This window comes from Ruegeria sp. N8 (assembly GCF_056531325.1).
In genome coordinates, this window is sequence record NZ_JBQFLQ010000007.1 from 161,687 (window position 1) to 179,131 (window position 17,445).

At 60.0% G+C, this 17,445-nt stretch carries 17 protein-coding genes and 1 tRNA gene; 7 read left to right on the forward strand and 11 right to left on the reverse strand.

Annotated features, from left to right (window positions below):
* Positions 1-87: 87 nt before the first annotated feature.
* The 4 genes from ACR0C5_RS14580 to ACR0C5_RS14595 are packed head-to-tail and all read left to right on the forward strand — an operon-like array spanning position 88 to position 3,923.
* Complete coding sequence (locus ACR0C5_RS14580) at positions 88-954, forward strand: FAD binding domain-containing protein (RefSeq protein ID WP_480877538.1); 867 nt, start codon at positions 88-90, stop codon at positions 952-954.
* The gene (locus ACR0C5_RS14585; RefSeq protein ID WP_170353362.1) at positions 951-1,430 is read left to right on the forward strand and encodes a (2Fe-2S)-binding protein; all 480 of its coding nucleotides are present in this window, start codon (positions 951-953) and stop codon (positions 1,428-1,430) included. The genes ACR0C5_RS14580 and ACR0C5_RS14585 overlap by 4 nt, the downstream gene beginning before the upstream one ends.
* The gene (locus ACR0C5_RS14590) at positions 1,430-3,685 is read left to right on the forward strand and encodes a xanthine dehydrogenase family protein molybdopterin-binding subunit (protein ID WP_170773860.1); all 2,256 of its coding nucleotides are present in this window, start codon (positions 1,430-1,432) and stop codon (positions 3,683-3,685) included. Before ACR0C5_RS14585 ends, ACR0C5_RS14590 begins: the two co-directional genes overlap by 1 nt.
* Entirely contained in the window at positions 3,678-3,923 is a 246-nt protein-coding gene (locus ACR0C5_RS14595) for a MoaD/ThiS family protein (RefSeq protein WP_209195191.1), read from the forward strand. Before ACR0C5_RS14590 ends, ACR0C5_RS14595 begins: the two co-directional genes overlap by 8 nt.
* On the opposite strand, the gene ACR0C5_RS14600 is transcribed toward ACR0C5_RS14595, so the two are convergent.
* On the reverse strand, positions 3,920-4,624 hold the full coding sequence (locus ACR0C5_RS14600) for a lysophospholipid acyltransferase family protein (RefSeq protein ID WP_480877541.1): 705 nt from the start codon (positions 4,622-4,624) through the stop codon (positions 3,920-3,922). The two genes, ACR0C5_RS14595 and ACR0C5_RS14600, sit on opposite strands and share 4 nt — an antisense overlap.
* Positions 4,625-4,767: 143 nt before the next feature.
* Between ACR0C5_RS14600 and ACR0C5_RS14605 the strand changes: the two genes are divergently transcribed.
* Positions 4,768-4,843 (forward strand) — tRNA-Trp (locus ACR0C5_RS14605).
* Positions 4,844-4,961: 118 nt separating this feature from the next.
* Complete coding sequence (lptF, locus tag ACR0C5_RS14610; RefSeq protein ID WP_480877543.1) at positions 4,962-6,101, forward strand: LPS export ABC transporter permease LptF; 1,140 nt, start codon at positions 4,962-4,964, stop codon at positions 6,099-6,101.
* Between the two features lie 100 nt (positions 6,102-6,201).
* Here the strand turns inward: lptF and ACR0C5_RS14615 are convergent, their stop codons facing one another.
* The gene (locus tag ACR0C5_RS14615) at positions 6,202-7,029 is read right to left on the reverse strand and encodes a LysR family transcriptional regulator (protein ID WP_480877545.1); all 828 of its coding nucleotides are present in this window, start codon (positions 7,027-7,029) and stop codon (positions 6,202-6,204) included.
* Between the two features lie 102 nt (positions 7,030-7,131).
* Here ACR0C5_RS14615 and ACR0C5_RS14620 point away from each other — a divergent pair, with 102 nt between their 5' ends.
* Positions 7,132-7,722, forward strand: coding sequence for an HD domain-containing protein (locus ACR0C5_RS14620; protein WP_170752218.1), 591 nt, complete (start codon positions 7,132-7,134; stop codon positions 7,720-7,722).
* Here ACR0C5_RS14620 and speB read toward each other — a convergent pair.
* The 9 genes from speB to ACR0C5_RS14665 form a co-directional block, all read right to left on the reverse strand.
* Positions 7,719-8,561 (reverse strand): agmatinase, encoded by an 843-nt coding sequence (speB, locus tag ACR0C5_RS14625; RefSeq protein WP_480877547.1) that lies wholly within the window; start codon positions 8,559-8,561, stop codon positions 7,719-7,721. The genes ACR0C5_RS14620 and speB overlap by 4 nt on opposite strands.
* Positions 8,558-9,727, reverse strand: a complete 1,170-nt coding sequence (nspC, locus tag ACR0C5_RS14630) for a carboxynorspermidine decarboxylase (RefSeq protein ID WP_480859929.1) — start codon at positions 9,725-9,727, stop codon at positions 8,558-8,560. The genes speB and nspC overlap by 4 nt, the downstream gene beginning before the upstream one ends.
* Positions 9,728-9,845: 118 nt before the next feature.
* A complete protein-coding gene (locus ACR0C5_RS14635) occupies positions 9,846-11,057 on the reverse strand; it encodes a saccharopine dehydrogenase family protein (protein ID WP_170773874.1) in 1,212 nt (403 codons plus the stop codon).
* A 14-nt stretch (positions 11,058-11,071) separates the two neighbouring features.
* Positions 11,072-12,961 carry a biosynthetic arginine decarboxylase gene (gene speA / locus ACR0C5_RS14640; protein ID WP_480877550.1) on the reverse strand — a complete coding sequence of 630 codons (1,890 nt, stop codon included), beginning with the start codon at positions 12,959-12,961 and terminating at the stop codon, positions 11,072-11,074.
* A gap of 99 nt (positions 12,962-13,060) precedes the next feature.
* Positions 13,061-14,143, reverse strand: a complete 1,083-nt coding sequence (locus tag ACR0C5_RS14645) for a DUF1513 domain-containing protein (protein ID WP_170773878.1) — start codon at positions 14,141-14,143, stop codon at positions 13,061-13,063.
* A 2-nt stretch (positions 14,144-14,145) separates the two neighbouring features.
* Positions 14,146-15,156, reverse strand: a complete 1,011-nt coding sequence (locus ACR0C5_RS14650) for an imelysin family protein (protein ID WP_480877552.1) — start codon at positions 15,154-15,156, stop codon at positions 14,146-14,148.
* On the reverse strand, positions 15,156-16,685 hold the full coding sequence (locus ACR0C5_RS14655; protein ID WP_480877554.1) for a di-heme oxidoreductase family protein: 1,530 nt from the start codon (positions 16,683-16,685) through the stop codon (positions 15,156-15,158). Before ACR0C5_RS14655 ends, ACR0C5_RS14650 begins: the two co-directional genes overlap by 1 nt.
* A complete protein-coding gene (gene bfr / locus ACR0C5_RS14660) occupies positions 16,657-17,142 on the reverse strand; it encodes a bacterioferritin (RefSeq protein ID WP_480877556.1) in 486 nt (161 codons plus the stop codon). The genes ACR0C5_RS14655 and bfr overlap by 29 nt, the downstream gene beginning before the upstream one ends.
* Positions 17,090-17,383 carry a (2Fe-2S)-binding protein gene (locus ACR0C5_RS14665; protein WP_480877558.1) on the reverse strand — a complete coding sequence of 98 codons (294 nt, stop codon included), beginning with the start codon at positions 17,381-17,383 and terminating at the stop codon, positions 17,090-17,092. Before ACR0C5_RS14665 ends, bfr begins: the two co-directional genes overlap by 53 nt.
* Positions 17,384-17,445 lie beyond the last annotated feature (62 nt).

Here is a 17,445-nt window from a genome sequence, read left to right on the forward strand (position 1 = left end):
GCTCTGGCCATGGACGTTACGGCACGGCTGCACTAACGTCCCCAGCGAACCCTAGTGAATCCTGATCAACAGGTGCGAGGTATTTTCATGGATTATCACAGCCCCGCCAGTTTTGCCGAGGCGTCGGCTCTGGCTGCAAACGCAAAGGGGGTCACCCGCTTTTTGGCCGGAGGCACGGACGTTCTGGTGCAGTTGCGCTCGGAACTGGTCACGCCCGATACGCTGATCGACATCAAAAAGATCGACGGCGTCAGCGATATAACCCGCAACGCGGACGGCAGTTGGACACTGGGTGTTGCTGCCACAGGTGCCGAGATGAGCGAGCACCCTGAGCTGGGCAGCGACTGGCCTGGCGTGGTCGAAGCGATGGACCTGATCGGATCGACCCAGGTTCAGGGTCGCGCAACGCTGACCGGAAACCTGTGCAATGGCTCTCCGGCGGCGGATTCGGTGCCTGCGATGGTTGCCGCTGGTGTGACCGTTACGGTCACTGGCCCCGATGGCAACCGCGAGGTGGCCGTTGAAGACATTCCCACCGGACCCGGAAAGACATCGCTGGCCAAGGGTGAGGTGATCTCGGCTGTGAAAATCCCCGCACGCGGAGACAATGCGGGTGACGCCTATCTGCGGTTCATCCCGCGCACCGAGATGGACATCGCCGTTGTTGGCGTGGGTGTCAGCCTGCGTCTGGCCGGTGATACCGTGACTGAGGCCCGCGTCTCGCTGGGCGCGGTCGCGCCGACTGTCCTGCTGGTTGAAGACTGTGCCAAGGCCATCATCGGTAGCACTCTGGACGATGCTGCGCTGGACGCGCTGGCGGCTGCGGCATCGGCCGCCTGTAACCCAATCGACGACAAACGCGGCACGATCGCATTCCGCACCGAGGTCGCTGGTGTTCTGGCCAAGCGCGCCGCGAAAATCGCCTATGCCCGCGCGAAGGGAGAGAAAGCATGAGCAAGCTCCACGTAACGACCACCGTGAACGGCGATGAGGTCGATTTTCTGTGCGACCCGCGCGAAACCCTGCTGGACTGCCTGCGCGACAAGCTGAACCTGACCGGCGCTAAAGAGGGCTGCGGCACCGGCGATTGCGGTGCCTGTTCGGTCACTGTGGATGGCCGTCTGGTCTGTTCCTGCCTGATGCTGGGCGCTGAGGCCGAGGGTAAGACCATCGAAACCGTCGAAGGTATCGCGGATGGTGACGTGCTGCACCCTCTGCAACAGAAATTCATCGAACATGCCGCCCTGCAATGCGGCATCTGCACGCCGGGCATTCTGGTGGCGGCCAAATCGCTGCTGGAGAAAAACCCCAACCCGACCGAGGAAGAAACCCGGTACTGGCTGGCAGGCAACCTGTGCCGCTGCACCGGCTATGACAAGATCATTCGCGCCGTCATGGAAACGGCAGAAGAATTGCGGGAGGCTTCGTAATGGCTCTGGACGATCGTAAAACGGAATTCACTTTTGTTGGCACCCGTCCGAACCGCCCTGACGGCTTGGACAAGGTGACGGGCCGCGCCAAATTCGGCGCGGATATGTCTGCACCCGGCATGCTGCATGGTGCGATCCTGCGCTCGCCCCACGCCCATGCCCGGATCGTGAAAATCGACACATCGAAGGCCGAGGCGCTGAAAGACGTCAAAGCCGTCGTGACACGCGCTGATTTCGCCGACGTGCCGTTCAAACCCGGTTTGGCGGGCGAATTCTGGAACGTGCTGGAAAACGTCATGGCCGGTGAGAAAGCTCTCTATGATGGTCATGCGGTGGCTGCTGTGGCGGCGACCTCGGCACTGGCCGCGCGGGATGCGCTGAAGCTGATTGAGGTTGAGTACGAGGTATTGCCTCATGTGACCGACGTAGACAAAGCGATGGCCCCGGATGCGCCGGTCATCCGCGAAGGTGCGGCAGATTATTCCGTGCCCGAAGGGATGCACCCCAACGTCGTGCGGTATCACGAAAGCGGTCATGGCGATGTCGACGCAGGCTTTGCCGAGGCCGATCTGGTCCTCGAAGACAGCTTTGTCACCGAGGCGACCCATCAGGGCTATATCGAGCCACACGCCTGTCTTGGCCTGCTGGGCAATGACGGCAAAGGTGAACTTTGGTGCACCACCCAAGGCCATTGGATTGCGCAAAAGACATGTGCGGCATTGCTGGGCATCGAAACCTCGCAGCTGCGCGTTACCGCGTCCGAGATTGGCGGCGGCTTTGGCGGCAAGACCACGGTCTTCATCGAACCGGTCGCGCTGGCGCTGAGCCGCAAGGCGAACCGCCCGGTCAAGCTGGTCATGACCCGATCCGAAGTGTTCCGCGCGACGGGGCCGACGGCCTCGGCTTCGATGGATATCAAGATCGGCATGAAGAAGGACGGCACGATCACCGCCGCGCGTGGTGAGTTCCGTCTGCAAGGCGGCGCGTTCCCCGGTGCGCCGGGCGACATGACCGCCATGTGTGCCTTTGCGGCCTATAACCTGACCAACGTCAAACAGATCGGCTATGACGTGATGGCCAACCGTCCCAAGCAAGCCGCTTATCGCGCGCCCGGCGCGCCGATGGGCGCGTTTGCGGTCGAGTCGGTCATTGATGAGATGTGCAACAAGCTGGGCCTCGACCCCATTGAAGTGCGCCTGAAGAACGCTGCGCATGAGGGCACCAAGGCCAGCTATGGCCCGCGCTATGAACGCATCGGTCTGGTGGAAACGCTCGAGGCCGCCAAGGCGCATCCGCATTATTCGGCGCCGTTGAAGCCGGGGCAGGGACGCGGCGTCTCCTGCGGCTTCTGGTTCAACCACGGGGGTGAAACGTCGGTAACCCTGGCATTGTCCGAAGACGGATCAGCCCAGTTGATGGTGGGCACGCCCGACATTGGCGGCTCGCGCGCGTCGATGGCACTGATGGCGGCTGAGGTGCTGGGCATTCCATATGAGAACATCCGTGTCACCGTCGCAGACACCGCAACGCTGGGGTATAATGACGTCAGCCACGGTAGCCGGGTAACCTATGCTTCGGGTCTGGCGACGATCAAGGCGGCGCGCCATGCTGTCGAAAAACTGTGCGAACGTGCAGCGGCCAAATGGGATATCCCGGTTGAAGCCGTGAAGTGGGAAAACGGTTGCGCCGTGCCTTCGGGCCCGAACGCGGGCGACTTTGACCCGATGCCGCTGGCAGATATCACTGCCAAAATGGGACGCACCGGGGGTCCGATCTCGGGCCATTTTGAGGCGACGCCCGAAGGCGCAGGCGTGTCCTTTGGCACCCACATTGTTGACGCCGAGGTCGACCCGGAAACCGGCAAGACCACGATCACCCGCTATACGGTCATTCAGGACGCTGGTAAGGCGATCCATCCGACCTATGTCGAGGGCCAGTTCCAGGGCGGTGCCGCGCAAGGTATCGGCTGGGCGCTGAATGAGGAATATATCTATGGCGAGGATGGACGGTTGCAGAACTCGATCTTCCTTGACTATCGCATTCCGGTCGCCAGCGACCTGCCCATGATCGACACGGTGATCGTCGAAGTGCCCAACCCCGGCCACCCCTTCGGTGTGCGCGGCGTGGGTGAGACGGGCATCGTGCCGCCCTTGGCCGCCATCGCCAATGCTGTGTCCAACGCAGCTGGCGTGCGGATGAAGCAACTGCCGATGTCCCCGCCGCGCATTCTGGCGGCGCTCAAGGACAATGGTTGAGGTCCACCTCTGGTCCGGCCTCCGGTCTTTGACCGGGGGTCAGCAGGTGGTGGAAGTCGAGGCCAAAACCACCGGCGATCTGTTGCGGGAACTGATCCGGGCGCATCCGCAATTGGAAGGCCCGATTGAGGCGGGCGTGTCCATCGCCATCGACGGGCGCGTCATCGCAACCGGTCTGACCGAACCGATCCCCGAAGGCAGTGAAGTTTACCTAATGCAACGTCTGCGCGGCGGTTAGGACGGCGACCAAGGCTCGCGGCCAACCATGCGGTCGGCCTCGGCCGTGATGTCATTCATGTGTTGTTCAAGGCTGAGGCGCAGGGCTTCGATCTGCTCGTCCGAGGCTTTGCGCGGGACGGTTTCCGTCCATTCACGGCATATAAACACGCCCTTGTTGCGCCAGGGGCGCGGCATCAGAAGACGATCCCATGTGCTCGCCTCGCGACCATGTTCTGCCGAAAAAGTAATCCCGAACACCCGCTTGCCCGAGGTTCTTGCCCAGACTAAAGGCACCGTGGACAACACCCTTTCCGGCCCACGTGGACCGTCGGCGGCGATGCCGATGGAAATGCCTTGCTTCATTTTGCCGATCACTTCGCGCGACACGGCAATGTTGTTCGATTTCTTGCTGGTCATGGCGATCGTGTCCATGCCGAACAGCTTTTGCACGCGACCAACCATGCTGCCGGCTCGAGCAGACGAAGTGATGGAGCAGATGGGCCCCTTGTCCAGCGGGTAGAAATAGGGCGATTGCGCCAGCCTTTGGTGCCACAGCACCACAATGACCGGTTCGCCCTGCTCGGCCAACTGGTCCAGTTCCTCATAGCCAATACGCTGCCATTCGGTGTTGCGATTGACCAGCCGGATATACCACGCAATGCGCCGCGCAGCCCAGTTCAACAGGGCTTCACTATCAGCGATCTTCTTGCGGATACTCACGAGCGGGGTCCTTCTGCCAAGCAAATTGTGTCTTATAGAACTCAACGCCATGCGCAACTTGTTTGTCGCATGGGTTTAGAGCGGCGGAATCTGAAAAAGCCTCTTGAGTCCGCCGCGCGGCTGGCATATCTGATGCCCACCTTAGGGGTATAGCTCAGTTGGTAGAGCGACGGTCTCCAAAACCGTAGGTCGCGGGTTCGAACCCTGCTGCCCCTGCCATTTCCCAATATCGCTGACATCCACGCGCCAATTTGGGCCATTCCTTTGCATTCCGGTTTCCTCGGGCCAGCGATTGGCATAATGTCCGGCGAAACACCCAAGGACCGGATGAGGATACATGTCGCGTTTCGATGGATATTTCCTGCGGCAATTGCTGATTCTGTTCGGCTTTTTCACGCTGGTTCTGGTGGGGGTCTTCTGGATCACCCGTTCGGTCAGCCTGTTTGATCGTGTGATCAGCGGCGGTCAATCGGCGATGGTGTTTCTGGAATTCACCGCGCTGACCCTGCCGACCCTGATTCGAACGGTGATGCCCATGGCTGTGTTTGCCGCCGCCGTTTATGCCACCAACCGCCTGAGCCGCGAAAGCGAGCTGACGGTTATGTTGGCGACGGGCTCCAGCCCATGGCGTCTGGCGCGGGCAGTATTTCTGTTCGGGCTAGTAACAGGTTTGATGATGGCCGCGATCAGCGTGTTTCTGCGCCCGGCCTCGGTCGAGCAGCTTGAACAACGACAGGCCGAGGTCGCAAGCGATGTCACCGCGCAGCTTCTGAACGAGGGTGAGTTTCTACATCCTGCCAGCGGCGTAACGGTTTATATCGGACGGATTGACCTGGATGGTACACTGTACGAAGTCTTCGTCTCGGACCGCCGGGATCGGGCCAGTACAGTCACCTATTCCAGTAAAACCGCTTATCTGGTCAACAATGGCAGCGGCATTCATCTGGTTATGGTGGACGGGGTGGCGTTGCGCTTGGATCAGCAGGGCAGGACCTTGTCATCGACCCTGTTCGAGGATGCTTCATACGACATATCCGAACTGGCTCATGGCAACGATATGAGCCAACGAAGTCTTGAGGCGATCCCGACCCTTGAATTGTTGGAAAACCGTCAGGCGTTGACCGCAAACGAAGGGTTCAGCGAAGGAGAGCTGGTCGATGAGCTGCACCAGCGGTTCTCATGGATTGCCATCTGCGTAGCGGTGGCCATGGCGGGATATGCAACCCTGATGCTGGGCAGCTTTTCCCGTTTCGGTTTGTGGCCGCAGATTTTTGGGGCGTTTACTATTCTCGTTTTGCTGGAAGGTGTTCGGGGGTTCGTGTCGCCTATTGTGATCGACGATCCCGCGCTGTGGGCGGTTCTCTACCTGCCTGCGGTTATCGGCATCCTCATATCCTGCCTGTTCTTGCTGATTGCGGGTCGTCCACTATTGCGGAAAAAGCTGCGAGAGAGCGATCTCGCCTGGCCGCAGGCCTAAAGCGCTTTGGGTTTAACTTGAGAAACGAATACCTTGCCACGCCTGCTGCGTTCTCGGGACATTCGTGTCGCAGAGTGATTCAAGTAAAACCCGAAACGCTCTAAGCCGTCCGCAATTCCTGCAGGCAATTTAGAACATCGCCAAATGCTGGGCTGTCGCGGCGCGTGACCAGATAGAGCGGCAACATCAGGTCATTGGCATCTGCAACGGGCGTAACCTGCCCATAATACAGGTGTTCCGCGATGACATAATGTGGGAAATACCCTATCCCGCCGCGCCGCAGGATATAGCGTAAGGCCATCATGCAATTGCCCAGAAACACCGTCTGGCCCGAAGCCCGATGCGCGGTGGATCGAATGTGATCCTGATAGACCTCCCCCAGTTCCAAATTGACGAAAATCGGGTCAGTTTCGGCATCAGGGGTTTGGACCAGCACCAGTCGCTCGGGCGGCAATTCGTGAAACATGACCCGTCTGTCCGACGGTTTCTCGTGGGTCAAGGCCGCGTCAAGAACGTGGGTGGCTACCGCATCAACCATATTCAGGTCATGATCATAGTTGAGCGTCAACAGCAGCTGCCCCAGGTTGTCCTCATAGCGGATTGCCAGATCGACCAGCAGCGGGTCCCAGATGCTCAGTTGCGCGCCCAGGCGCAGGGCGACCCGGTTCTGCGACTGCGCGGGCAGATCGCGTGAGGCAAAGGACCAGAGCGACAGCATCTGTTCCGCATAAGGTCGGAACTGTCGCCCGAACTCGGTCAGGCCGGTCCCGCCTGCACCACGGGTGAACAGGGCTTTGCCGGTTTCATCCTCGATCAGACGAATGCGGGCGCTGACGGCGGTTTGCGTCACGTTCAGCTTACGGGCGGCGGCGTGGAAGCCTCCGGTCTCGGCGACACACAAAAAGGTCTCAAGGGCTTTAATCTGCATGGCGAAAGTATTTTTTGATCGAAGTGATAAAATCAATTCATTTTTTCGGTCAATTTAGGTGCGGTAAGCTTTCGTAAAGGGATCGATGAAAGGACCGCTTCCATGCTGGACAAAAGTCACAAACCCACCTGGACCAGTTTCGAAGAGGCGACAAAGGCCGATTGGGATGCGGTCATGGAGTATGAAGAGGCGTATAACGCGGCTTTGCCCGACCGTATTCTGGACGCTATCCGATCGCTGGACGAGGAGTGGACGCCATACCCGGTCAACCGCTATCAGCATAGTTTGCAGGCCGCGACCCGCGCTTACGAAGATGGGGCTGATGAGGAACTGGTGGTCGCTGCTCTGATCCATGACACCGGCGATATCCTGTCGCCCTACAATCACGGTGAGCTGTCAGCGGCGATGATGAAGCCCTATGTCAGCGAGAAGACCTATTGGATTTTGAAACATCACTGTGTGTTTCAGGGCTACTACTATAACCACCACCTTGGCGGCGATCGCAACGCCCGCGACAAGTACCGCGACAGTCCTTATTGGGAGGACTGCCGCTATTTCTGCCATGAATACGATCAGAAGGCGTTCGACCCGGACTACCCGACCAAACCGTTGGAGTTCTTCGAGCCCATGTTGCGCCGCGTGTTGAACAAGGGCGAAGGGCACATGGAGCTGAACGAAACCTCGGAAAGCTAGCAGGCCGCCATCAGGCGATAGACGATCTGAGCTACAGTGAAGTCCCAGGCGGCATTGCCGTCGGGGGCCAGTTCGACCACGTCAAAGCCCACGCATTTACGGCCTTTGAGGGCGTGTTCGACCAGCCGCAGCGCCTGATAGTATCCCAAACCGCCCGGTACGGGAGTTCCGGTGGCGGGCATCAGCGAGGGGTCTAGACCGTCCACGTCAAAGCTGACATAGACCAGCTCGGGGAAGTCCTCGGGCAGGTCGACGGCGTGGATGTTGCCGGTGACCAGTTCCTCGGCATCCACATGGAAGACGTGGTTTTTCAGACGGCTTTGCGCCTCTTCGGTTGAAAAGGCGCGGACGCCGAATTGGGCCAGTTTGATGCCCTCTTCGGTCAGCAGATGCATGACTGAGGCGTGCGAGTGTTTCTTGCCCTGATAGGCGTTGCGCAGGTCCGCATGGGCGTCGATCTGCACGATACCGACGGGCTGGTTCAGCGCCCGCGCCACGCCCATCACCGCACCATAGCTGAGCGAATGTTCCCCGCCCAGTGTGACCGGCACCTTGCCAGCGCGCACCGCAGCCTCGGTGCGTTGCGCAAGGCGTTCCATCACTTCGGGCAAGGGGCCGTCGCAATCCAGCGGGTCTTCGGTGAAGATGCCTTCGACGCAGGGTTCCGCGTGGCCTGTGATGCGTTCCAGTTCATTGCTGGCCTCGATGATGGCTGCGGGACCGTTGGCGGTCCCTGATCCGTAAGACACGGTACGCTCCAGCGGCACGGGGATGACGCGGAACCGGGCGTCTTCGCTGCGCTCAGCGGCGGTCAGTTCACTGTCGAGGAAAATGCTCATGAGAGGCGGTCCTTAAAGTCGTCATAGCCGAATTGTTTGATAATCTTCAGCGCGTCCGTTTCGCTGTTCCAAAGGGCGATTGTGGGCAGGGGTACCCCGTTGAACGTGTTGGTCTTGACCATCGAGTAATGCGCCTGATCGAGGAAGGCAAAGCGCTGCCCTATCTCCAGCGGTTTGTCCCATGTGTAGTCGCCAATCACGTCACCAGCCAGACAGGAGGGGCCACCCAGACGGTAGGTATGACCTGCTTCGGCCTCGTCCATCAAGGCGGGGCGATAGGGGGCCTCGATCACGTCGGGCATGTGGCAGGTGGCCGAGATATCGGTGATGGCGAGGTTCATACCATTGGTGGGCAGGTCGAGGATTTCGCCGACCAGAATACCCGCGTCCAGCGCAACGGCCTCGCCGGGTTCGAGGTAGATGGCGACATCGTATTTCGCGCGGATGGATTTGATGAAAGTCACTAGCCCATCCCGGTCGTAGTCATCGCGGGTAATATGGTGACCGCCGCCGAAATTCAGCCATTTGAGCTGGCTGAGGAAGGGTTTGAGCTTCGGCTCAACGGCAGCCCATGTGCGTTGCAACGGCTCGAACCCCTGTTCGCAGAGCGTGTGCATGTGCAGCCCGTCGACTCCGATCAGTGTGTCTTCGGACAGTTGGCTGACGGGTGTCCCAAGGCGCGAGCAGGGCGCGCAGGGGTCGTATTTGGGTATCTCGCCTTCGGAATGTTCTGGGTTGATGCGCAGGCCGACCTGAACGTTCGCGGCTTGGGCTTTTGCCAGGAAGCGGTCCGTTTGCGTGGGTGAGTTGAAGATGATGTGGTCGGACAGCGACAGGATTTCGTCGATATCTGCGTCTTTGTAGCCAGCGCAGAAGGTTGCAACCTCACCGCCATATTCCTCGCGACCCAGTCGTGCTTCGTAGATGCCACTGGCGCAGGTACCGCCGAGGTGGTGGCGGATCAGAGGGGCCAGTGAGAACATCGAGAACGCCTTGAGCGCGCTGAGGACATGTGCGCCGGACCGGGTGCCGATCTCTGAGAGGATGGTCAGGTTCCGCTCGACCGCTTTTTCGTCGACCACAAAGCAAGGTGTGGGGACGCGGCTGAGGTCGAAATTGCGGAAGGCGCCGGCGTCTCCGGCTTGGGTCGTCATCATGTCGGACATGTCCGGCGTCTCCGATTGTGGTGAGGCCGGGGGCTCTGCCTGTCGCCATTGGTGCTTGAACCAATGGCGCATCAATGGCGACCCCCGAGGTACTGTTGAACAGAAGAAGTTCTGGGGATTAGAATTCGACGGGACCGTCAAGTTCATGAACTTGCCATGGCAGGCCGTGATTGTTCAGCATATCCATGAAGTCATCGGGGTCGAGTTGTTCCATGTTCCAAACGCCCGGCTCGCGCCAGTTGCCTTTCAGGACCTGTGCCGCGCCGATCATCGCGGGAACGCCGGTGGTGTAGCTGACGGCCTGGGAGCCGACCTCAGCGTAGCATTCCTCATGGTCGCAGATGTTGTAGATATAGTAGGTTTTTTCGCCCGAGCCGTCCTTGGCCTGACCTGTGGCGATGTCGCCGATGCAGGCTTTGCCCTTGGTTTCCGCGCCCAGATCGCCGGGATCGGGCAGCAAGGTTTTCAGGAACTGGATCGGGATTATCTCTTTGCCGTCATGCATCACCGGATCGATGCGGGTCATGCCGACGTTTTCCAGCACTTTGGCGTGCATGATGTAGGCGTCGCCGAAGGTCATCCAAAAGCGGGCGCGTTCGATCTCGGGGAAGTGGGTGCTGAGGCTCTCCAGTTCCTCGTGATACATCAAGTACATGTTCTTGGGACCGATGGCGGGGAAGTCGAACTCGACCTTGTGGGTCATGGCGGGGGAGTGTTGCCACGCGCCGTTTTCCCAGTGACGCACTTCGGCCAGCACTTCGCGCAGGTTGATTTCCGGGTTGAAGTTGGTGGCGAATTCTTGATCGTTGCTACCGCCATTGGCGTCCAGCACGTCGATCTGGCGGATCGTGTCCAGCTTGTGTTTCTTCAGCCATTTGGCGAATACGCTGGTCACACCCGGATCGAAGCCAGATCCGAGGATGGCGGTCAGGCCCGCCGCATTGAAGCGCTCCTGATAGGCCCATTGCCAGTGGTATTCGAACTTGGCCTCGTCCTCGGGCTCATAGTTCGCGGTGTCGATGTAGTGGATACCGGCCTCAAGGCAGGCGTCCATCAGCACCAGATCCTGATAGGGCAGGGCGAGGTTCACAAGGATTTCCGCGCCGGTTTCTTTGATCAGCTTGACCGTGTCTTCGACCTTGTAGGCGTCCAGTTCGGCAGTAGCGATATCTACACCAACGCGGTCTTTTACGGCTGCGGCGATGGCGTCGCATTTCGATTTCGTGCGGCTGGCCAGAGTGATCTCGGTGAAGATGTCCGAGTTCATCGCCATCTTGTGCACGGCTGCGTGGGATACGCCGCCGGCGCCGACAACCAGTGTTTTGCCCATGGTCTGTCTCCTTCTTATTCGTAATAGGTGTAGCCGTTGATTGAGTCGCGATAGGCGCTCATCAGGGTTTTGCGGTCCTTGGCTTGCAGAGTACCGGTAGAGATCGCCTCGTCTACCATTTTGCGGAAGGCGGCAACGCAGTCTTGCGGGTCGAACTCGACATAGGACAGGACCTGACTGATCGTGTCGCCCTCTTGCTCGTGCAGCAGGTCGAAGCCGCCATCGGCGCGCAGGTCGATGGTGACGACGTTGGTATCGCCAAACAGGTTGTGCAGATCGCCGAGCGTTTCCTGATAGGCACCGACGAAGAAGACGCCCATGAAGTACTCGCCGTCCTTGGGCAGGGAATGCACCGGCAAGCTGGGTGAGACACCGTCGGCCAGAATGAATCGGTCGATTTTGCCGTCGCTGTCGCAGGTGATGTCTGACAAGACGGCGCGGCGGTCGGGGGTTTCATTCAGCCCTTGGAGCGGCACGATCGGGTGTAGCTGGTCGATCGCCCAGACATCGGGCAGGGATTGGAACAGCGAGAAGTTGCAGTGGTAGATATCGGCCACTTTCTCAAGCTGATCGTCTACATCCGTGTCCAGATCATCGCTTGCGGCCAGCGCCTTGAGGCGGGCCATCAGCGACAGATAGATACGCTCGGCGCGGGCCATCTGGCGCAGGTCGACATAGCCGCGACGGAACAGGGCGCGCAGTTCGTTGCGGTAAAAGGTGGCGTCGTTCCAGCATTCTTGCAGACGATCTTGGCTGAGGTATCCGTGAACGGCAGCAAGGTCCGAAACCAGATGGTTGTCGTCAGGTTCCACATCCGGTGCAGTCGGTGCATCGTAAAGCGTGCTTTCCAGCACGTTGAACACCAGCATCGAGGATGTCGCCACCACCGCACGGCCGCTTTCGGTGACCAGCGTTGGGTGGGCGATTTTGGCCTCATCCATCGCGTAGGCGACGGTCTCGACGACGTTGGCGCAGTATTCCTCGACCGTGTAGTTGATCGAGTTCTCAGCCGCTTTCTTCTCACCGGTATAGTCCACACCCATGCCGCCGCCGAGGTCCAGATGGGTCAGCGGTACGCCCTCGCGGGTAAGTTCAGTGTAATAGCGGCAAGCTTCGCCGACGGCGCGGCGCACATCGTTGACGTCCTGCACCTGCGATCCCAGATGCGAGTGCTGCAGCTTCAGGCAGTGCAGCAGCCCTGCCGCCTTCAGCTTGTCCACCGTGGCGACAAGTTGGTCCGTGTTCATGCCAAAGGCTGATCGGTCGCCCGAGCTTTCTTCCCATTTTCCGCTGATCTGGTTGGTCAGTTTTACCCGCACGCCGATCAGCGGTTCGATGCCTAGCTCGTTATAGACCTCGATCACCGTGTCGGCCTCTTTCGGGCTTTCCAGAACGATGACGGTGTTGAAGCCGATCTTGCGGGAAAGAATGGCCAATTGGATGAATTCGGCATCCTTGACGCCATTGCAGACGATCAGTGCCTCGGGGGCCAGACGATGGGCCAGCGCCACAACCAGTTCGGGCTTGGAGCCCGCTTCCAGCCCATAATTGTATTTCTTCCCGAACTCGACGATCCGGTCGACGACCTGTGCCTGCTGGTTCACCTTGATGGGGAAAACACCACGATAGGCGCCCTTGTAGTTAACGCGGGCGATGGCATCGCGGAAGCTTTCGTTCAGATGCGCAATCTCGTGTTCCAGATACGAGGTTACGCGCAGCACCATCGGGGCCTTGATCCCCCGGTCGTCCAGATCGGACAAGATACCGGGCAGGCTGATTGCGGCGGCTTCGGGGTGTATAGGGTTGCGCAAACCGATCTCGCCCTGCTCTGTCACCTCGATGAGGCCCTTGCCCCATTTTTCAACCCCGTAGATGGAATGCGGTGCGTCGGGCGTCTGTTTCAATCAAGTCAGTCCTTAACGTAGGGTGCCGGTTTAGCGCCCGCCAATACGGCAGCAATTTGATTCGTCCAAGTGTAATCTATGTATCGCGAATTGCCGAATTTAGGCCAAGGTGCGGATTGGGATCAAGTGGTTGTCCCATTGGCATTTGGCGCGCGCCATGATGTGGGCGCTTTCGATGATTTCTCCGACCGCGCCAGTGCCTGTGGTGAAGACAAATCCCTGCTCGGCTGGGCCGATGCCGCAGACATCCGTCAGGGAATAGGCCGCCGTCAAATTGCCGGTTTCGACATCGAATTGATGCAGCGCGTTGCCTCGGGGGCAGGTGATGGCGACGGTTTTGCCATCACTGGCGAAAGCGATGCTGCCCGCGTAACCCTGAAGGGTGCTCTGTTCTGTCTCGGGAGCGGTCAACAGGCGCGGGGCCGTGCCGCGCCGGTGCAGGCCCAGCAGCGGCGGGTGCTGTGTTTTGTCCCCTTGCCATTGCAGCGCAAAGGCCACCAGGCCGTCGGGCCGGACAGCCAGATGGCGGATCGAGTTTCTGTGCAGCGCGCGCGGCAGTTCCATCTGTTCTATAACCGCGCCAGAGTGGTTCAGATATGTCAGGTTGGGGCGCATGACGGGCAGGTTCAGCTTGGTGCGACCTGTTTCGGGGTGGGTTTCGATGCCGCCATTGGCCACAACAAGTGTTTGGCCGTCGGGCATCAGGCGCATGTCATGAGGGCCGATCCCGCCCGAGGGGAACTCACCCAATCGCGCTAAATCTTCTGTATTCCAAACGCCGATCACGCCTTCGCCTGCCTCATAGTCGTTTTCGGTGGTGTAGAGCGTTGCCCCATCTGCCGAAAACACGCCGTGGCCATAGAAATGGCGGTCTTTTGGAGCGTCCAGCCGGGCGGTTTGGGCTCCGGTTGCGCAATCGATCACCAGCGCAAAAGTGCCCGGTCGGCGGGCAAATGCCACCGCCTGCGCGCGCTGAGGGTGCGCGGCTGCCGCGTGACCCCTTGCGGGCAAGGGTAACGTGAACAGGATATCTCCCCCGGCACTCAGCCCCGCCAGCCGGTAAGAGCCATCGGGAAACAGCGCTGCGGCCAAGTAGTCGGGCGCGCCAACTTCCGCCCAACCGCCTATGGGTGTCATGCTGGTGGCGGCAAGCCCGACAAGAAAATGGCGACGGCTGGTCATGGTCAGTCACCGTCCAGTGCGTTGAACCCGGCGCTGATGCCCAGGGTTGGGCCCAGTTCAGTGGCGGCAATCTGGCGGATATCGTTGATCGACTGTTGCAGCGCCTCGATGCGTAAACGGCCTTGCGGGTTGGCCACGCCCGCAAATGCAGGGTCGTCCAAGGCTTGCACGCGGGCAATCGCATTGTCGAACGCGCTGTCCATGTCTGCCGCAATGGCAGGATGATCCGCAGATAGGCGCATGGCCAGATCACGCAGGGTGATCAGCGACAGTTCCACATGGCGCACGGACCGCGCTGACCGGCGCGCCTCGGCCCGCTTTGGACGGGGGCGGTCGAATGTGCCCAGCGGGCGTCCAAGGCGGGTCTCGGACGTGAATTGAAGGCTGGTGGACAGTGCCTTGTATAGCTCTTGCAGGGCTTCGTTTTCGGACCGATAGGGGCTGTCGCCGCCGGGTTGCGTCACGTGTTCGGCAAAGGGTTGCCAATCCTGGGCGATGGCCTTTGCGTTGCGGTCGATGTCAGTTGTGATCGCGCGGATCAGGGCGCAGCGATAGGTGCCTTGGCCCTGATCAGCAAAGGCGGGATCAAAGAGCATCATCTCCAGCGCGAAAAACCCGCGCCCGGCGATGGAGGTTTCGGCAAAGGCCTCGGGGCTTTCTACAACGGGGTCGCTGGTCGAGATCAAACCGCTCAGGGCCTTGGGCGTGAATCCCTTAGTGTCGGGCCAGAAGGCCAGCGCAAAGGCGCGGTCGTCCCGCTCGGACGGCCCGAACCGTAGGTGACTGACCAAAATCCAATCGTCGAATGCGCCATGGAATGCGGCCCGCAGGTCAGGTGATGCAGGATCGCATCCGGCCTGCGCGGTCGAGGCCAAAGTGGCGGTCGTCTCGGATAGTCTCGCATAACCGGGCAGAACGTGTGCGTCGACCACGTCCGTCAGAATCGCAGCACCGTCCTGTGCTGTGGCGGGCAGGGGCAAAGCCAAAGCAAGGGCAAGGAACAGCGGGCGCATCAGAGGCTCTCCAGAAAGCGGATCAGGGCGTCTCGGTCAAGCTTGGGCATCGACACAACCGTATCGCGCGCCGCTTGCGCCTCGCCCCCGTGCCACAGGATTGCCTCTAGCAGGGACCGCGCCCGCCCGTCATGCAGGAATTGAGTGTGGCCCGAAACCTGTTGGGTCATCCCGACGCCCCACAGCGGCGGCGTGCGCCATTCCCGACCCGTAGCGCGCGCCTCCGGGCGGTGGTCGGCCAGACCTTCGCCCATGTCGTGCAGCAGCAAGTCGGTATAAGGCCAGATCAGTTGGAAACTGTGTTCGGGCCGGTCCTCCATACGGTGCGTGACATAGGCAGGGGTGTGGCACAATGCACAGCCGGTCTGGTGGAAGACCTGCTTTCCGCGCAGCACTTGCGGGTCGTCTGCATCTCGACGTTCTGGCACCCCAAGATTGCGGCTGTAGAAGGCCACAAGGTCCATACCCTGCTGATCAATCTCGAACACACGGTCGTCGCCATCGCCATGCGGGGCATTCACGCAGTCCACCTGCAACTCCGTGCAGTCACCATGGGCCGCAGGGAACAGAGGGCTGGATATCCCGATGTCTCCGGCAAAGGCACCTGCCGATTGCTCCAAGATAGTCGGCATCCCAGCCTTGTAGCCGAACCGCCCCATCATCGGCGCATCGAATTCGGTCGACCACACAATGTTGGGGCGGCCTGAGATACCGTCCCCATCAACGTCTTCTGGGTCGGCCTTGGCCAGTATATCCCCGACCGGGATCGCTTCGAGCAGACCCAGCCCGATCATCTGCGGTGCCACGCGTGGGCTGAGCATCGCCTGCGGGTGCAACGGCCCATAGCCCAGATCGGCGGCGGTATAGGTCGGTGCGCGCAACGTGACCGTCTCACCATCCAACAGCTCGACAGGGACTTCCGTGTAGGTGATGTCCAGCCGGTATTCTGCCGGGTGGCCGGGCAGGGCGAGGTCCTGCATCTGGCCGCCGTAGTTTGGCTCTGGCTGCGTGGCGATATAGTCCGCGATCTCGGACTGGCCCGCCCCGCCAGGGATTGAGACGCGCAGGAACATCGACACCGCGCTGTCCTGTGGGCCATTCGGCGTATGGCCGCGCCCGTCCTTGATGTGGCACCGCTGGCACGACCGCGCGTTGTGAAGCGGCCCTAACCCGTCCGAAGCCAGCGTCGAAGCCGGCGACGAGACCCATAGCTTTTTGAACAGCCCGTTGCCGACTTTGAAATCCAACTCCTGCTCAAACTCCAGGTTGCCCGACGGTTGCGAGAACGCATCTGCATCCGCGCGCAACCGCACGGTGGCCGCCCCTGCCGGCAGGTCCTCGAACCGTTGTGGCACGCTGAAATCCTCGGGCGCGGCGGTGATATCCGCGATCCGGGCGGCCTCGTCTTCGGTTCTGGGCTGGAAGTTGAGGTGCAGGTCCTGCAACTCGGTCGGGAAAGAGGGGGTGGCCGCCAAAGCCGCCACCGCCACGATCGAAAGCTTACCCGCCTTCGTCCATTTTCGATGCATTGAGATGCGCATAATTGGCTTCGCCAATCCTTTCATACAGATCAAGTTGCGTTTCGAGGAAGTCGATGTGACCCTCTTCATCGCTGATCAAACCTTCAAACAGAGACATGGTCACATAGTCCCCCGCCTCGCGGCAGTATTCGCGAGCCTCCACATACAGGGCCCGGGCGTCATTCTCGGCGGCCAGATCACATTCCAATGTTTCCTTTGGGGTTTGCCCGATGCGAAGCGGGTCCAGCTTTTGCAGGTTTGGATGGCCTTCCAGAAAGATGATCCGCTCGATCAACTTGTCCGCGTGGCCCATCTCTTCGATGCTTTCCTCGCGGCTTTTCTTGGCCATATGGCCAAGGCCCCAGTCCTCCTGCAGACGGTAGTGCAGCCAATACTGGCTGACCGCCGTCAGTTCATGCCGCAGGGATTTGTTGAGGTATTCTATGACTTTGGGATCGCCCTTCATGTGCTTTCTCCTGTGATGCTGCGGACCGCAATGTCCGAAGCTGCATGGGGATTTCCAGCTTATCGTTGGACCGCATCGTGTCTAGAAAAAGTGGCATGCATCCGCCACAATCCGCTGATTTTCCAAGGGCATGATAAATCTTGCCGGGGGTGATCACCGCATGGGAATCTGATGCGCGCATCCAGTCGATCGCGGCGCGGATATCTGTGTCCGAGATGTTGGTGCAATGGCAAACGATCATGGCAGAACGCCTTTAGCTGCTTATTCTGACTATAATAGTCGGTTAATTGCTGAATGTCCTGC

Excerpts from the sequence above, each read along its gene's own strand:
- ACR0C5_RS14580 (WP_480877538.1), top strand. The coding sequence starts at position 88 with ATGGATTATCACAGCCCCGCCAGTTTTGCCGAGGCGTCGGCTCTGGCT.
- ACR0C5_RS14585 (WP_170353362.1), top strand. The coding sequence starts at position 951 with ATGAGCAAGCTCCACGTAACGACCACCGTGAACGGCGATGAGGTCGAT.
- ACR0C5_RS14590 (WP_170773860.1), top strand. The coding sequence starts at position 1,430 with ATGGCTCTGGACGATCGTAAAACGGAATTCACTTTTGTTGGCACCCGT.
- ACR0C5_RS14595 (WP_209195191.1), top strand. The coding sequence starts at position 3,678 with ATGGTTGAGGTCCACCTCTGGTCCGGCCTCCGGTCTTTGACCGGGGGT.
- lptF (WP_480877543.1), top strand. The coding sequence starts at position 4,962 with ATGTCGCGTTTCGATGGATATTTCCTGCGGCAATTGCTGATTCTGTTC.
- ACR0C5_RS14615 (WP_480877545.1), bottom strand. The coding sequence starts at position 7,029 with ATGCAGATTAAAGCCCTTGAGACCTTTTTGTGTGTCGCCGAGACCGGA.
- ACR0C5_RS14620 (WP_170752218.1), top strand. The coding sequence starts at position 7,132 with ATGCTGGACAAAAGTCACAAACCCACCTGGACCAGTTTCGAAGAGGCG.
- speB (WP_480877547.1), bottom strand. The coding sequence starts at position 8,561 with ATGAGCATTTTCCTCGACAGTGAACTGACCGCCGCTGAGCGCAGCGAA.
- nspC (WP_480859929.1), bottom strand. The coding sequence starts at position 9,727 with ATGTCCGACATGATGACGACCCAAGCCGGAGACGCCGGCGCCTTCCGC.
- ACR0C5_RS14635 (WP_170773874.1), bottom strand. The coding sequence starts at position 11,057 with ATGGGCAAAACACTGGTTGTCGGCGCCGGCGGCGTATCCCACGCAGCC.
- ACR0C5_RS14645 (WP_170773878.1), bottom strand. The coding sequence starts at position 14,143 with ATGACCAGCCGTCGCCATTTTCTTGTCGGGCTTGCCGCCACCAGCATG.
- ACR0C5_RS14650 (WP_480877552.1), bottom strand. The coding sequence starts at position 15,156 with ATGCGCCCGCTGTTCCTTGCCCTTGCTTTGGCTTTGCCCCTGCCCGCC.
- ACR0C5_RS14655 (WP_480877554.1), bottom strand. The coding sequence starts at position 16,685 with ATGCATCGAAAATGGACGAAGGCGGGTAAGCTTTCGATCGTGGCGGTG.
- bfr (WP_480877556.1), bottom strand. The coding sequence starts at position 17,142 with ATGAAGGGCGATCCCAAAGTCATAGAATACCTCAACAAATCCCTGCGG.
- ACR0C5_RS14665 (WP_480877558.1), bottom strand. The coding sequence starts at position 17,383 with ATGATCGTTTGCCATTGCACCAACATCTCGGACACAGATATCCGCGCC.